The following is a 15,592-nucleotide window of genomic DNA, read 5'->3' as shown; positions in this document are numbered from 1 at the left end:
TCCCTTTTCCTATCTCTCAAGTAAAATAGAAGAAAAAGGAGATGACTAACTTGTTTGATATAGAAAAATTGCGCCAAGGCACTGAAACAGATATTCAAATTGCTCATTATATTTCTAATAATGAAGAATCCGTTGCCTTTATGCGAGTTCGTGAACTAGCTGAAGAAACACATGTCTCTCCCGCAACGATTGTCCGTTTTACCCAAAAAATGGGTTACGAAAGTTTTCCTGAGCTTCGTTTAGCAATTAAACAAAATTTAGAAAAACGACATATCATGATCAACCAAAACGCTAATGAATTCTACTTAGAAAATACGCACTTCCCAATTGATTTTAAAGAAAATATTGATTTTTTAGTAGAGAAATTAAATGAAGTAGATGTGATTCACTGCCTAGGTACTGGCTCATCTAGTTCCATGGCTCAATACGCCCAGCAGCGACTATCTTCACTTGGTTACCAAAGTTTTGCTTCGGTTTCCACATTCATTCCTTATCTAGCTTCTAAAAAAGATAAAACCAATGAGAAAATCAATGAGGTTTGTTTGTTATTTTCAGTTTCAGGTGAAACACCAGATTTAATCCATATTGCGAAAGCTTTGGTTGGCACATCTATTTACTCTATTAGTGTGACTAATAAAAGTGCCAATACACTTGCCACATTATGTGATTTTTCTCTGTCCTACGACACCCCTTTAAACAGACGCTCTTACAGTGTTGATATGTCTAGCCAGTTACCTGTTGTCTATATTATCGAAACACTATCAAAAGAACTTTACAATAAAAAGTTTCCATTTAAAGAAGATAATGTGACAAAAGCGTCTAGCTTCAATAAATAAGAAAGAATTAACGAAAATTATGTTTTAAATTTTTGTTGATTCATGATTATTTAGCAGAAGTTGCTTTTTGAACACCATTTATAGATAATAAAGCGACTATGACATGAATGATTTATTTTATGTTCTAGTCTCTTTTTTCATTATATCCACTTCTTTAAAACAATAGAATACTTTTGGTCAAAGTTGGTTCATATTACTATCATGAAACACCTTGTTTCAAATAATTCAATTAATTGTCAGAAGAAATAAATATCGCTACACTAGTAAAAAATAAAAGGAGTTTTTTTATGACTTATTTCAAACGAATACTTCTTATACTCTTATCCTTATTAATCGTTGGTGGCATTATTTTTTTAGTTATTCTAAATAGTCCAACATTATCTGAATCTATACTTCGTTTAAATGAATATCAAGAAGTTGCACTGCAAAATAAATTAACCACTAAAATGCCTTATGTTTGGCTTACTTTAGTTATTATTAGTTCCCTTATTTTACTTAGAGTAGGCATTAAAACTAAACGCAAATGGTGGTTTTATCTGTTAACACTCCCTCTACCTTTCATGATCATTTTTATAATGGGAACTGTTACATCAACACTTCCTCTAGATCACTATTTACTAGTAAACGGGGAATCATTAGAAAAAGAATTTGATACATTGCAACAAAAAAACACACTAAAATCTGAGGATTTAAAAATTTATGATTTAAGTATTCATTTTAAAAATATTCCTCTTCAATCAGGTACTTACATGGTAGCTCGTGTGGCAAACCCCACAACTAAATTACAAGATGAATACTGGTTTCATCCTTTAAATCCAATCAACAAATGGAAAAAAGATAAAAACGCTGTGATTACAAGAGACAACAAACCTATCTCTAGTAAAGAAATTGATTGGCAAGTTGTTCCCAATATTATTAAGGAAACTGAGGAGCGCTTAGAAGTTAAAGAAGTCTATTACCCAGGTATTAATATGATTCTACTTACTCCAAGTGGTGATAATTCATTTGAATGGCGCGTTAGTGTTCATGATGTGCGTAGTCGTAGTGCAGGAACAATGACTTATGATTTAGATGGTAATTTCTTAGATGATGAAGTGATTTAGGCTATTTCTAACAAATTCCAAAAACAGCTAAGTAAGTTTTAAGCTTACCTAGCTGTTTTTATTTTATTCTAAATCATTTAATTCATATTCATTTTGCATATTTTTAAATGTTTTAATTATTAATAGCTCTGTTTTCGATACTACTGTCCAACCATTTGTTAATTCCATATCATTAACCCCTTTCCCTCTATTCTAGTATCAATAATCAATATCTTTTATAATTCATTCTCTATTATAAAATTAATACTTTCCAGATCAAAATATTGTGTTAATAAATTATTGGCTACAGAAAATAATTCTGAGGGTTCTTTATAATGATTCGCTACTTTTTGTTTCAGATTACCTTTTTTAAAGATTAATTTATCATATTCAGGAATGACCGCAACTTCATTGCCCTCTTTTTTATAAACATCGTAATCATCAGATATGTCATAAACTTGATGTAATTTATATCCATTAGCCACCACAATAGCCATCATTAATGAGTTTAAGTCTAACTCATCTAAAGCATGCTCTTTATCCTTTAATTCCATCACATAAATATCTTCTTTAAAAGTCGGACAGGCATTGCACCCTCCATTAACAAACTCTAAGCCACGTTTTATTTTTATTTCTTGCATTACTTTCACCTCGTCTTTGATAAGCTCATTTTATCACAAAAAGTGAAAAAGAAACTTCCAAAATGCTTATTCCATTATTTTTTTGTTATACTAATGAAAACTAAGGAGATTAAAGAGATGATTAATACTTTTTGGCAAGAATTTTGTCAGGCAAAACAACTTGATTTACCTCAACCAGAAGCGTGGATGTTTGGAGATGGGACAAAAGAAATGGGAGATGAGTTAGGACAACTCGTTTTAGATGGAAAAAAATCAGCTGCGTGCTCTGCCTATGAGCTCTATGATATTCGGAAAGAGCAGCTACCTCAAATCGGTCAGTACGATATTATTTTAAATGGTGATAATCAGCCGATTGCTATTACACGCGTCAAACAAATCACATTATCTAAAATGACTGATGTGACACCTAAATTTTCTAAAAAAGAAGGCGAAGGTGATTTAAGTCATGATTACTGGTTTAAAGGACATGAAGACTTCTTTACTAAAGAATATGCTAGTTTAGGTTTAGTTTTTTCCACTGATAAAGAACTAATTTGTGAGGAGTTTGAAGTAGTTTTTTTTAAAGAAATAAACTAAATGAGTACGTTTCAGGTTTCACTTTTACAAAATAAACGGTGTCACAGAAGTAACTTCTTTAAGAAATAAGCCGAAAATCACAAAAATTTGAAAAGCAATTTTCGTGATTTCCTTCTTATTTCTTGAAGCTAAACACTTCTGTCACAACCTACTACGCCAACCATTCTTTAGCTTTTAAAATTTCTGGATAAGTTAGTTGGTGTCCTTGTGTCCATTCTTCTGTAATTTCGGCTTTGCGCTCTTTAAAGAGTTGTAACACATGTTCACTTTGCTCTATAGTAACAATCGGATCCATTTTTCCCATAGTTGTAAATATCTTAGTTTGAGATAGGTCCTGTGTATCTGCAATTTTAACTGGATACATTGGATGGAACAAAATCCCTTTTCGATAAGTAGTTGGATAGTCTAAAAATAACTTAATCCCAATATTAGCACCATTTGAGTACCCAATTAAAACTATTTTTTCTGAGTTTAAATCATATCTTTCAACAAGAGTTTGAATAAATTCATGAAGCTCAATTGTTCTATTGTTTAGATCTTCGACATCAAAAATACCTTCTTCTAAACGTTTAAAGTATCTTGGATAACCACCTTCTAAAATATTTCCGCGAATACCGATTAACGTTGCTTCTTCATCTAATACTTTTCCTACATCAAGTAATGACTCTTCTGTCCCACCTGTTCCATGAAGTAGGATAAAGACTGGCGCATCTTCAACGCCTTTTTTAATAATATATTCCATCTTAATCCTCCTTTTAGTCTGGTCTCACAATAGTTCTTCTTGTTCCTAGCGCCGCATAATCATGACCAGCTAAACGACCCATTGGTTTCAACCCATCTGGATCAATTCTTCCTTCATGATAAATTTCATCAGGAATATGATATTTTTCTATTTTTAACAATAATAAATCTGCTGATACTTGCGTTTTATTTTTAATTTCCACATGTTCATAAAAAGAAACTTCCATTTTTATTTTAATTTCATTTATTTGTGGCACTTTTACAATATCACTTGCTTTAGTTGTAAATGTTGTTTTAGTTAGTTCACTTTCAGTTGCTAATAAATTAGCTGCTGTTTGATTAATATCCTCAATATTTTCCTCATCAGCAATATGAATCACAGCTTCTTTTAAAGCAAGGATATTTCTAACTGTGTCTTTCATCTCACCTGATTTTCTTTGAATAGAAATCGAAACAATTGGTGGATTCGAAGTAACTATATTGAAATAACTAAAGGGTGCAATATTTAATATGCCTATTTCAGAAAGACTAGTTACAACAGCAATTGGTCTTGGAATAATGGAACCAATTAAAAATTTATAGTTATCTCTTTCTGCCATATCTTCTGGTCTAATAGATGTCATTTTTCTTCTCCTTATCTTAAAGGAATTAATGTTTTTTCTAGATGCTCTCTCATGTGTTCATACTGAGGTGGTAGCATTAACCGTGTCCCTAATTCTTCAAATGTTTCATTAATTGTAAAGCCAGGACCATCTGTAGCAAATTCAAAAATCACATGCCCTTTTTCCGCTAGATAGATCGCTTTAAAGTATTATCTATCCTTGATTTCAGTTACATTATAACCTTCCTCAAACATATAATTTTGCCACTCTCTATGTTCTTCATCTGTCGGCACTGACCAAGCAATATGGCGAACTGTCCCAACACCGAAACGTCCTCTAGGTAATTTTTCTTTTGGAACAATAATATGATGTTTTTCTTCTCCAACAGTGATTAAATGAGCTGCTGTTTCATCTTCTTTTTCAAGAACTAAGCCTAAATCATCTCTTAAAGTTTCAATAGTTTGTTTTGGCTGACTAGATAAAAGAGCCGCTCCATGAAAACCTAAAATTGCTGGACTGTCTGCTTCCATATCAGATTCGACTAAAGCAATGGCTAAATTATGTGGATCTTCCAATTCAATTGTTGGCGCTAAAAACAAACGACTAACTGTAAAGTTCACATTAAATCCTGTTAAGCGTTCGTTCCAGTAGGCCATACTCCCTTTAGGAATACGAAAAGCAATTCTTCCTACTTGGCCACTTCCTACTCTTCCGCGCACTTCATTATCCCAGTTAAAGAAAGTCATTGTCGTACCAACGTCTGCTGTTTCATTACCATAATATAGATGGTATGTTTCAGGGTCATCAAAGTTAACTGTCTGTTTAATAAATTTTAACTGTAAAACGCCTTCGTAGAAATCAATATTCTCTCTTGGATCTCCTACAATTGCTGAAATGTGATGTATTCTTTTAATAGCTTCCATAGTCATTACTCCTTTTCATATTTGTAATTAGTTTTTATGACCTTTTAGTGTTAAATGGTTTAATAACACTTTCAATGTATTCACGTTTTTCTTCTAAGAATGGTGCTAGAGATAAGCTCTCACCTAATGTTTCATAAGGCTCGTCTCCCATAAATCCTGGCTCATCAGTTGCTAACTCAACTAAGATATGACCAATTCGGACATAAAGTGACTCAAAGTAGTAACGATCCACATGACCTGAGTTACCTAATCCTAAACGGTCAAAAATATCTTTCCAAACAAATAAAGCTTCTCTTGAACTAACTCTAAAGGCAATATGGTGAACTTCACCATAACCTTGCATTGCTTCTTGGCTAGTTGTGTCATCTACTAAAACCATTTGAGCACCGTTTCCACCCTCACCGATTTCCATTAAGTAACGATTTCCCTCTTTAGCAATTTCTTTAAAATTAAAAACTTGCTCCATTAATGATTTAAAGTTTGCTAAATAACTAATTGTTACTTCAATACGCCCTAATCCGTAAATAGCAAATTCTTCTGGAACAGGTCCTTTTTTCCAAGGAATACCAGGTTTCATACCTTGATTGGTTTCATCAGAAATAAGTTGATACGTTTGCTCGTCTTCATCCCAAAATTTAAGCACTTTTGTTCCAAAGTCTTCTTTTATATCTTCATGTTTCACATTAAATTCTTCAAAACGATTTTTGTAATACTCTAAAGCTTTGTCATTTGGTACTCTAAAACCTGAGATACTAACTGTGTTTGTTCCTTTTCTTCCTTTAGGATTATTAGGGAAATCAAAGAAAGTCATTGTAGTTCCTGGTGTTCCATGATCATCAGCAAAGTAAGTATGATAGGTATAAATATCATCTTGATTGACTGTTTTTTTTACTAACCTCATGCCTAATACTTCTGTAAAAAAGCGATAATTTTTTTCAGCGTCACTTGTCATAGCAGTAATATGGTGCAATCCTAAAATTTGGTCTTTTGCTTCAATTTTCATTATAAATTCCCTCTTTTCTATAGTCGTTTATCTAATTTTCGATTTATTTTGGCTAATGTTTTAACAAATTGAGTTAGCTCCTCTTCTTCTAAAGAAGAAAAGCAATCTGAAATGGTATTTACATGGAGTGGGAAAATCTCCTCCATGAGTGTTCGGCCTTTTTCTGATAGTTCCACATAAGTAATTCGTTTATCAGCTGGATTAGTTATACGAGTCACACACTCTTTTTTCTCAAGTTGGTCAATGACATAAGTTGTACTACTACTAGCAATTAGAATTTTATCTTTAATGGTTTGTGTTGTTTGTCTTCCCTGATGAAAAAGTAATTCCATTACCGAAAACTCAGTAATATTTAATTTATATAAAGATACGTCTCTTTTAACAATTCTTTCTAATTTACTGCTTCCACGCATCATTCCGATAAAAGCTCCTAGTTCCTTATTTTCACGTTTCATCTGCCACACTCCTTTCTTATTCAATTATCTCTAATTCGAGATAATTAATTAAAAATAAAAAGTTAAATACCCTTAATTTGATTTAAGTATATAACATCACTTACAAAAAGTAGATAAAAACGACTTACTTTTTGTAATAAGTCGTTTTTTAGCGTCACTACTTGTTTTCCAGCATCTTTAAAATATTGCCATAACCTAATTCTCTAGCATAATCAGTAGCCGTTTTACCATAATTATCTTTTAAATTTTTATCCGCACCGTATTTTAATAACTCAGCAACAATATCTTGATAGACTTTTGAACCATCTGTTAAAGCAATTGCTTCTATTAAAGCAGTGTAACCATAATTGTTTTGATGATTAATATCTACGGTTCCATCTTCTAGTAAAAGTTTCACTGTATCTAAATGGCTTTTTTTCAGCAGCGGGGATAATCGTATTACCACCAAAACGATTATAAATTTGTTGATTAGGTTGACTGTTTTTTAGCATATAAGCTAAAATTTCAGTCTTTCCTTGAGCTCCTGCGTAAAGATATGGAATATCTTGAATATTATTTTGTTGATTCACTTCATTAATATTATATGTTTTATCTTCAAGAATTCTTTTTGTGAACTCAATATCATTATTCATAACAGCTTGAATTAAACTTCTCGCTTCAAATACTTCCATCTCTTTTATTTCCTCCTTTGATGTACTTGTTTCACTAGTTGATGAAAATTGAGTTACTGAGGACTCTTTAGTTTCATCTTTTATTTTACTTGGAGCTTTTTCACATCCTGTTAGAAACAGTCCAAGACTTAAAACTAGTACTATTTTTTTCATCTGTAAGCTCCTTTCTTTATCTATACCTTAATTGTACACGAAGATTAAAAAAAGACCGAAAATAAAGCTTAATCGGTCTTTCAATGTCTTATCTAATTGTTTTAAATGCTTCTGACCATAAAATTAATTCATCTAACATATCATTAATTCCTGGTTCCATATGCTCACCTGGTTTGAAATCAGCAAAGTTTTCAAAGTCTGTAAATAAGTTAAAGGCTGGGTTTGTTCTAACTGTTGCTACTTTTTGTTCAGCCATAATCACACGTAATTGTTCAGCTGCACGAACCCCACCAGCTGATCCGTAACTTACAATACCAGCTGCTTTATTGAAGAACTCTGGACGAGCACTATCAATAGCGTTTTTAAGTGGTGCTGTTAAACCATGGTTGTATTCTTGAGTAATAAAGATATAACCATCTAATTCATCAATTTTAGCATTCCATGCTGGATTTCCTTCAGCAGTACCCATAAATGGTAAGTTAAATTCTTTAATATCAACGATTTCAAAATCGTGATCAGCGCGTTTACTTGCGATTTCTTTAATATAATCTCCTACTTGTGGGCTAACGCGTCCTTCTCTTGTACTTCCTAAAATAATTCCAAATTTCATAATTGTTTCCTCCGCATAATAATTTTTTTATTTTCAAATTTTACTAAAGTATCTTGTGAATACTTTGTTATTTCTTTGATGTTATTAGCATACTACACTTACTTTTTATAAGTCAAAACAAAAGACTTACTTTTTATAAGTTTTTTTAAAGTAAACTAAAAAAGACACGAGAAAGCCTTACGAATCAAGGGTTTCTCATGTCTAATTTTTTTATTTTTCTTTTACTCTTTTAGCCATTGGCCATTTATCAAAGAATGTATTCATAAATACCATTGGTAACATGTAAACAAATTGTCCACCTAAAATACCTAACATTGGATGACCTAAACCTAAATCATTAGCTCCAAATGGCCAAATATGTAAATATTTAATCCAAAGAATTCCTAAAACAGATCCAACTACAATCACCACTGCAAATTGTAATAAAATACGTTTTAGTGCTGAAGGCATCACTTCTTGATTTGGATAGTCATCAAAGTGATGATGCCAAGCTAACATCACATTAATGATTGTTAAAGCAAATGATGCTACTGCTAAGTCAGCTGGAATTCCTACTGATTCAGCTAAAGGTGTTAAAAGGTTTCTTAAAATTGGTAACATCGTGAAAGCTCCTGCTAAAGCAATTCCTAAACCAATTAATCCTGACCATGGTTGTTTAGTAGTAATTAGCTTTTGCGGGTAACCTTCTCCACCTTCTGCTGGAATTAAAAAGAAGAAAATGAATAATTGACACCATGCAAGAGCTGTACTCCAATCACCAAATGGTTGTTTTGTAATAGTTACTCCGTCTACTTGTAACGTGAAAAAACTTGGTAAAATAAAGAACACCCAAACTAATAAAGCAACAAACAAACCTAAGAATAAAGTCCCAAAGCCTACTGACCAATCTTCTTTTGAATATTTGCTAAATGGATATCTACCAAATAAACTTGTAATTGGAATTTGAGCTAGAATAACTGCTAAAGTAAAGAAGTTAATAGCTGCCCAACCTTTAATCGCTAATAAAGCTTGCGTGTCATCTACTGGGCGGAAAAGCACTTGCCAACTAAACGGCTCCCACCAAATACCTAACAGAGAAACAAAGATAGCAAAAGCCACTGCTCCTGTTACTAAAGCCATTCCTGTATAACGTAAACCTGTAATAGGTTGCTTCGTTGATTCTTTATTTTTACCGAAATTACCTAAACTAAGTGTAAACCAAACCCAAGTTGAAATGACCATCCAAAAGAAAGTTCCTTCAACTGATTCTTTAAGAAAATGACCTTGAACTTCTGGGCTTAGTCCTGCAACAGAGCTACCCCCAATTAATAGAATGACCATCTTCCAAACATTTGACCACACTACCCAAAATACTGAAGCAATAACAACTAAAAGTGCCACTGTCGCTAACCCACTTAAAACAGGATGCTTTATTCTTTTCTCCATTATAAATTTCTCCATAATCGTCTCCCTTTAAAAAACTAATAACTGTCATTTTGATTATTTTTATATGTTAGTTGTGTAAGCAGTAACTATAAAATAAATTATTTCAATTCGAATTTGCGCAAATTACAAGTTTACTTTATCTTGTAGGGTAAGCGATTACAACTTAGTTATTTTAAGAGAGGGTATTATTAAAATTAATAGATTTCTCTAAATAGCTGATAGGCATGAAAAAAACCTCACTACTTGTAATAGCAAGGCTTGACTTATCTTTTAATTTAGATTTTCGGTAATGTGATAGCTCGATATTCTTTTAGTATGTCTTCATGAATTTGGGCAACTGGTCTAATACTTGTGATATTTCCTAAAATCTGACCTGCCATAAGTGAGCCATTTTCAACATCACCTTCTACAACTGCTTTGGCTAGAGAACCCATCGTTAATTTTTCTAATTCTTCACGAGGAACATCTTGATTTTCTAACTCAATATAATGAGTTGTCATCGCATTTCTAATCGTTCTAACAGGAGCTCCGTTTCTACGACCTGTTACCACTGTTGATGTTTCAATAGATTCAATTACTTTTTCTTTAAAGCTATCTGGAATTGGACATTCTTTTGAGGCTAGGTAAACAGTTCCCATCTGAACTCCTTCTGAACCTAATGAAAAGGCTGCTGCTAAACCTCTACCATCTGAAATTCCCCCTGCAGCTACAACTGGAATCGAAATGGCTTTTGTCACCGCTGCAATTAAAGGCATTGTGGCCACTTCACCAATATGTCCACCGGCTTCTGTTCCTTCTGCCACAACAGCATCAGCACCTAAATCTTCCATTTTTTTAGCTAATTTGGCACTTGGGACAACTGGAACAACGATCACACCAGCTTCTTTTAATTTGGGCATGTATTTCTTAGGTGTTCCTGCCCCTGTTGTGATTATTTTCACATTGGATTCTAAAATAACATCAACAATCTCATCACAATTTTCCATCATTAACATCACATTTACTGCGAATGGTTTATTTGTAATAGCTCTTGTTTTTTGAATTTCCTCTCTTAATTGATCTGCACTCATCCCACCTGAAGCAATAATTCCTAATCCACCAGCTTCTGATACAGCTCCAGCTAATTGTGAGGTTGAAATTTGAGCCATTGCTCCTTGAAAAATTGGGTACTCAATCCCTAAAAGTTCTGTTATTTTTGTCATGATGATTCCTCTTTTCTTTTATTGAAGAGATAAATAATTGCTATTGTCTACTTAATTGTAGTCCTTTTATCACTGTTTAGCTACTTACTTTAAATAGAAAAAACCATGTTTATCAAAGTAATGATTACTTGATAAACATAGTTTTTTAGTTTGCTTTATACCATTTTCTTATAGCTGCTACTTCCTCATCATCTACACCATGTCCACCATCTGTAATTTCTAAAGAAACATCTGAGAAAACTCTTTGTAACTCTTGTTTTAGTCTCACAATATCTCCTGGAATAATCATCGTATCATTAGCACCTGTTGTTAGTAAAATACGTTTAATATTTCCTTTTTCTTCAAACTTAAAATCAAAATTTTGCGGGTGCATTAAAATGATCTCATCAGCAATGTCAGGATTTTCTTTTATGATTCCTTGAATAAAATTAGCTCCATTTGAGTAACCAATAAATGTTACTTTATCATAAGAAATCTCCATTTCTTGCCATTCTTTTAAGAATCGATTAACATGATTATCATAATCATCTTTATCTAATTGATGATCATTTAAAGGTGCGAAAAAGCGGCGTTCTACACCAGTCCCAACATCACCTAAAAAGCTAATAATATTAGCATGTGGATCTAATTCACCTGTTAAAAATAATAAACTAAATTCATTTCCAGCTGTTCCATGAAATAAAACAAATGCTTCTTTTGATGTGGTTGTTTCAATAAATGACTCCATCATTAGCACCTCCAAAAATAATAAAGATTGGACTGACATCACATGAAAAATCTAGGTATTCATCACGTATCATCTCTTGTTTCAGATATTCATCAGTCTTATGATTTTTATCATAACACACTAGGTTTAAAACTATTAATAAAAACAGTTAACCAAGATGAAAAGACTATGTACCACTTGTTCTTCTCAGATACAACTGGTCGAGGTGGTACGGAATTTACTCTGTTCCAAATCAATACCTTTAAAGAAAATACTTTTGGAACAAACTCCATTGAACGAATTATTTTTGCTGTGCCAAATGTTGATGCTCTAACTTATTGGGAAAATCGATTAAATCAATTTAATATTGAGCATTACGGAATTGAAACATATGGTGAAGATTTAATGCTTCGTTTTGAAGATCCTGATGGTTTAAAAATTGGCTTTGCTGTTGTTGCTAATCCTGATGAAACCTATTACCCAAATCCAGATAGTGACGTCCCTACTGATTTTGCGATTTTAGGTATTCATTCTGTTCATCTTCGGATTCGCTATAAAAAGGCAACTGAATTCATTTTAACTAACTGGTTTGATTTCCATGAAACAAGTCAATTTCCTGAAGAAAGATTTCCAATTACTGTACTTCAAAATACTAATGGTGTCTTTAAACACAAAATTTATTTGATTGAAGACAAGCTAAATCCTCTTGAAGATCAAGGGATTGGTGGTATTCATCACTTAGCACTTTATGCTGAGGACAAAGAACGCTTAGAAGAAATTCAAGCTTTAATTGAAGAACGTCATTTTACTAACTCTGGTATTGTGCCTCGCGAATTTATTTTTGCCACTTATTTTAAAGAGCCAAATGGCTTATTATTTGAAGTTGCATCTAAAACAGTTGGCTTACCTGAATTTCCTCAGACAAATAATATCGACGAAGTGCCACTTTATTTACCAGTATTTTTAGAAGATAAATGAGCATTGATTGAAGCTGAGTTGAAGCAAATAGATGGATTTAGGGAGTAGAAACTTATTATTACATACTAAAAAGTATCCAAATAGCTAATAATACGGCTATCTGAATACTTTTTTATTTCTCTTAATCACTACTTGATTAGTAAATTTCCAATAACATTATTTTCATCTACTAATCCATACTGATTTATAATCAATTCTTTGTAATTTTCACTAGTAATTATTACTAATACATCATTTGATTTTTCTTTTTCTGCTAACAGTTCCAAATTGACAGTGGATAAAAGTGTTCCCTTATCTATTCGGTCGCCTTCTTTTACATAAGTTTCAAAAGGGATTCCTTTTAAATCAACAGTATCAATTCCAATATGAACTAAAATCTCTATTTCTGAGTCACTTTTTATTCCAATAGCATGTTTTGTTGGAAATATCGACGTAACTTCCCCTTTTATAGGTGAATATATTTTTCCATCTACTGGTTGTATCGCATACCCATCACCTAACATCTTTTTAGAAAACACATCATCCTGAACTTCTGTAATTGAAATTAAATTACCTTTAGCAACGCTGTAAAGAGATAATTCATTCTCTTGTTTCTTTCGTTTTTTTAATAAATCAAACATTCATTTCCCTCCTTGTCACAACATTTTTTCTAGATAATTTATAAACAATTCATATCTTTTTTCGTAGTATTGTTGTTTCTGATGGTTTAGTGTTGGAACTACCAATAATTTGTCTTCATTTACTAATTGACCATCACAACTCAAAAAGAATAATCCATCTATCGGTTCCGTAGTTTCACTTAAGCAAGCATTCATGTTAAATATATCGGCTACGGCTTGGATTAATTCAGGTGTTTTAAAAAAACCGCCACTTAATAGTAAAGTCTTTTCTTTTTGCTTAAATTCTAATGTGTCGTATATTTTTTTTAAGTTAAATAAAATTCCTTCAGCAACTGAAAGAATGATATCACTTTGAGTGTTGTTTATAGATAATTCTACTAGTTCACCTGTAGCTTCACTGTTCCAAATTGGAGCCCGCTCTCCTTGTAAATACGGTAGAAAAACAGGAATTTTTTTCTTGTAATCCATATTAGTTAAACTTTTAGCTAAACTAGAATAAGTATCTACCTGATTATCATAAAATGAATACTGTAGCCACTCTAATACCTTGCCACCATTATTTGTAGCCCCACCAATTACCCAAAGATTTTCTGACACATAATAGCAAAATTGATTACTTTTAAAATTTAATTCTCGTTGTTTAGTCAGTTTTCTGATAGCTCCACTTGTTCCTAGAGTCAATGTAAGTTTTCCACCTGTTTTTTTATAAGCTGCTAAAGCTGCTAAACACCCATCACTTGCTCCTAAAATAATTTCAACTTCAGGAGAAATTTCTAATTCTTCTGCTTGATATCCAAGTATTTTAAAGCTTTCTTTTGGACTCAAACATCTAGGTAAAGATTCTTTTTTTAGCTCTAAATAAGCAAGAATTTCTTTATCCCACTCAAAATTCAAACTATCAAAAATACCTGTCGCTGAGGCATTACTATAATCAGTCACATTATTCCCTGTTAGTTCACTGAAAATATAAGATTTTAAATCTTGCCAATGACTTATTTTTTGAAAAAAATCTGGTTGAGATTGTTTAAAAAATATTATTTTTGAAAAAGGAGTCATAGCATGAATTGGAGTTCCTGTTTTATAATAAAATGGTTCAGCTAATTTTGTTTGCTTAAATTCCTTTACGACCTCGCTAGCTTGATTGTCTGACCAAATATACATTCTTAACTCTTCATTCTGATTTACTCTTGGAATTATCGTATGCATGGCAGTACTAAATGCTATTTTGTTAATAGTGTTTACTTGTTGAATAACTATTTTTATACCTTCTTTTACTGATTCTAATATTTCTTTTGGATTTTGATAAACAGCATTTTCCTCGTAATAAGTCATAACAGGTAAACTAAAATTTATTTTAGCTTCCATAGTGTCGTATACTTTAAACTTAATTGCCGTTGTGCCAATATCTATTCCTAAAAAAATAGTCATCATTAGTCAACCTTCTTAGTTGTAGGAATTTCATGTCCGCCAAATTGATTTCTTAAGGCAGCTATTAATTTTTCCCCATATTTTTCTTGATCCATTGAACTATATCTTGTTAATAAAGACTGAGTGATGACTGGAGCTGATTGTTGTAACTCAAGCATTTCTTCAATGGTCCATTTCCCTTCACCCGATGAAGGGATTTCTCCACTAATACCACTTAACTTAGGGTTTTCTTTCAAAGCATTTTCTGTTAATTCCATCAACCAACTTCTGATAACAGAACCATGATTAAAGACCTTCGCCACTTTCTCTAAATTATAGTCATAACTCGAATGGTGTAATAAATTAAATCCCTCACCGATGGCTTGCATCATACCGTATTCAATTCCATTATGAACCATTTTTAGGTAATGACCACTACCTGCCGCACCACAATATAGATAACCATCTACCACACAAATCGAAGAAAAAATTGTTTCTACTACTAGAAACGCTTCTTTATCGCCACCAATCATCATGCAAGCTCCATTTTTAGCTCCACCAATTCCTCCAGAAGTTCCAACATCTAAGAAATGAATATTATTTTCTTTAAACTTATAGTAATGAGCCACACTATCAGCATATCTTGAGTTACCACCATCAATAACAATATCTCCTGAAGCTAATTTTCTTTGACATAAGTCAAGAGTATCATTAGTGATTTTCCCTGAAGGCAACATTAACCAATAAACACTTGGTGATTTGTCAGCACCACCAAATAAATCCTCAATTTTGGAAACTGCTTTTGCTCCCATTTTACTTGCTTCTTTTAAAGCTTCTTCATTTATATCAAAACAAGTGACTTCATGATTTTCTTTTAAAAGATTACTTACTAAGTTTAAACCCATCTTTCCTAAACCAATGACATTTACTTTCATCTTTATCCTCCATAAATAAAAGAGGC

The 15,592-nt window shown here is 32.3% G+C and carries 16 protein-coding genes and 2 pseudogenes; 4 read left to right on the top strand and 14 right to left on the bottom strand.

From position 1 onward, the window contains the following. Positions 1-50: 50 nt before the first annotated feature. Together DFR54_RS04120 and DFR54_RS04115 are read left to right on the top strand one after the other, a co-directional pair. Positions 51-836, top strand: coding sequence for a MurR/RpiR family transcriptional regulator (locus DFR54_RS04120; protein ID WP_170126915.1), 786 nt, complete (start codon positions 51-53; stop codon positions 834-836). A 287-nt stretch (positions 837-1,123) separates the two neighbouring features. Further along, positions 1,124-1,939 (top strand): hypothetical protein, encoded by an 816-nt coding sequence (locus DFR54_RS04115; protein ID WP_114289030.1) that lies wholly within the window; start codon positions 1,124-1,126, stop codon positions 1,937-1,939. Positions 1,940-2,154: 215 nt separating this feature from the next. Here DFR54_RS04115 and DFR54_RS04110 read toward each other — a convergent pair whose 3' ends face one another. Continuing rightward, entirely contained in the window at positions 2,155-2,559 is a 405-nt protein-coding gene (locus DFR54_RS04110; RefSeq protein WP_114289029.1) for a DUF4809 family protein, read from the bottom strand. Positions 2,560-2,676: 117 nt separating this feature from the next. Here DFR54_RS04110 and DFR54_RS04105 point away from each other — a divergent pair, with 117 nt between their 5' ends. Then, positions 2,677-3,135 (top strand): ASCH domain-containing protein, encoded by a 459-nt coding sequence (locus DFR54_RS04105; RefSeq protein ID WP_206172091.1) that lies wholly within the window; start codon positions 2,677-2,679, stop codon positions 3,133-3,135. 151 nt (positions 3,136-3,286) lie between these two features. Here the strand turns inward: DFR54_RS04105 and DFR54_RS04100 are convergent, their stop codons facing one another. The 10 genes and pseudogenes from DFR54_RS04100 to DFR54_RS04055 form a co-directional block, all read right to left on the bottom strand. Beyond that, a complete protein-coding gene (locus DFR54_RS04100; protein ID WP_114289027.1) occupies positions 3,287-3,877 on the bottom strand; it encodes an alpha/beta hydrolase in 591 nt (196 codons plus the stop codon). A gap of 13 nt (positions 3,878-3,890) precedes the next feature. Further along, the gene (locus tag DFR54_RS04095; RefSeq protein WP_114289026.1) at positions 3,891-4,499 is read right to left on the bottom strand and encodes a flavin reductase family protein; all 609 of its coding nucleotides are present in this window, start codon (positions 4,497-4,499) and stop codon (positions 3,891-3,893) included. Between the two features lie 11 nt (positions 4,500-4,510). Next, positions 4,511-5,401, bottom strand: a pseudogene (locus tag DFR54_RS04090) (VOC family protein). A gap of 34 nt (positions 5,402-5,435) precedes the next feature. Next, on the bottom strand, positions 5,436-6,404 hold the full coding sequence (locus DFR54_RS04085; protein ID WP_211315042.1) for a ring-cleaving dioxygenase: 969 nt from the start codon (positions 6,402-6,404) through the stop codon (positions 5,436-5,438). Between the two features lie 17 nt (positions 6,405-6,421). Beyond that, entirely contained in the window at positions 6,422-6,859 is a 438-nt protein-coding gene (locus DFR54_RS04080; RefSeq protein ID WP_114289025.1) for a MarR family winged helix-turn-helix transcriptional regulator, read from the bottom strand. A gap of 157 nt (positions 6,860-7,016) precedes the next feature. Further along, positions 7,017-7,683, bottom strand: a pseudogene (locus DFR54_RS04075) (ankyrin repeat domain-containing protein). Between the two features lie 88 nt (positions 7,684-7,771). Then, positions 7,772-8,293 (bottom strand): NADPH-dependent FMN reductase, encoded by a 522-nt coding sequence (locus DFR54_RS04070; RefSeq protein ID WP_114289024.1) that lies wholly within the window; start codon positions 8,291-8,293, stop codon positions 7,772-7,774. Between the two features lie 210 nt (positions 8,294-8,503). Next, positions 8,504-9,718 carry a hypothetical protein gene (locus DFR54_RS04065; RefSeq protein ID WP_114289023.1) on the bottom strand — a complete coding sequence of 405 codons (1,215 nt, stop codon included), beginning with the start codon at positions 9,716-9,718 and terminating at the stop codon, positions 8,504-8,506. A 275-nt stretch (positions 9,719-9,993) separates the two neighbouring features. Continuing rightward, complete coding sequence (locus DFR54_RS04060) at positions 9,994-10,920, bottom strand: nitronate monooxygenase (RefSeq protein WP_114289022.1); 927 nt, start codon at positions 10,918-10,920, stop codon at positions 9,994-9,996. A gap of 145 nt (positions 10,921-11,065) precedes the next feature. After that, positions 11,066-11,647, bottom strand: a complete 582-nt coding sequence (locus tag DFR54_RS04055) for an alpha/beta hydrolase (RefSeq protein WP_114289021.1) — start codon at positions 11,645-11,647, stop codon at positions 11,066-11,068. Between the two features lie 42 nt (positions 11,648-11,689). Here DFR54_RS04055 and DFR54_RS04050 point away from each other — a divergent pair, with 42 nt between their 5' ends. After that, positions 11,690-12,604, top strand: a complete 915-nt coding sequence (locus DFR54_RS04050) for a VOC family protein (RefSeq protein WP_114289020.1) — start codon at positions 11,690-11,692, stop codon at positions 12,602-12,604. A 128-nt stretch (positions 12,605-12,732) separates the two neighbouring features. Here the strand turns inward: DFR54_RS04050 and DFR54_RS04045 are convergent, their stop codons facing one another. Genes DFR54_RS04045 through gnd form a run of 3 tightly spaced genes read right to left on the bottom strand, consistent with a single transcriptional unit; the run spans position 12,733 to position 15,566 of the window. Next, positions 12,733-13,224, bottom strand: coding sequence for a PTS sugar transporter subunit IIA (locus DFR54_RS04045; RefSeq protein ID WP_114289019.1), 492 nt, complete (start codon positions 13,222-13,224; stop codon positions 12,733-12,735). 15 nt (positions 13,225-13,239) lie between these two features. Beyond that, positions 13,240-14,655 carry a gluconokinase gene (locus tag DFR54_RS04040; RefSeq protein WP_114289018.1) on the bottom strand — a complete coding sequence of 472 codons (1,416 nt, stop codon included), beginning with the start codon at positions 14,653-14,655 and terminating at the stop codon, positions 13,240-13,242. Further along, complete coding sequence (gene gnd, locus DFR54_RS04035) at positions 14,655-15,566, bottom strand: phosphogluconate dehydrogenase (NAD(+)-dependent, decarboxylating) (RefSeq protein WP_114289017.1); 912 nt, start codon at positions 15,564-15,566, stop codon at positions 14,655-14,657. The genes DFR54_RS04040 and gnd overlap by 1 nt, the downstream gene beginning before the upstream one ends. Positions 15,567-15,592 lie beyond the last annotated feature (26 nt).

It is taken from the genome of Vagococcus fluvialis (assembly GCF_003337315.1).
In the GTDB taxonomy this organism is placed as follows: Bacteria; Bacillota; Bacilli; order Lactobacillales; family Vagococcaceae; genus Vagococcus; species Vagococcus fluvialis.
The sequence above is the reverse complement of the archived record's forward strand: the minus strand, read 5'-3'. Positions and strand labels throughout refer to the sequence as shown.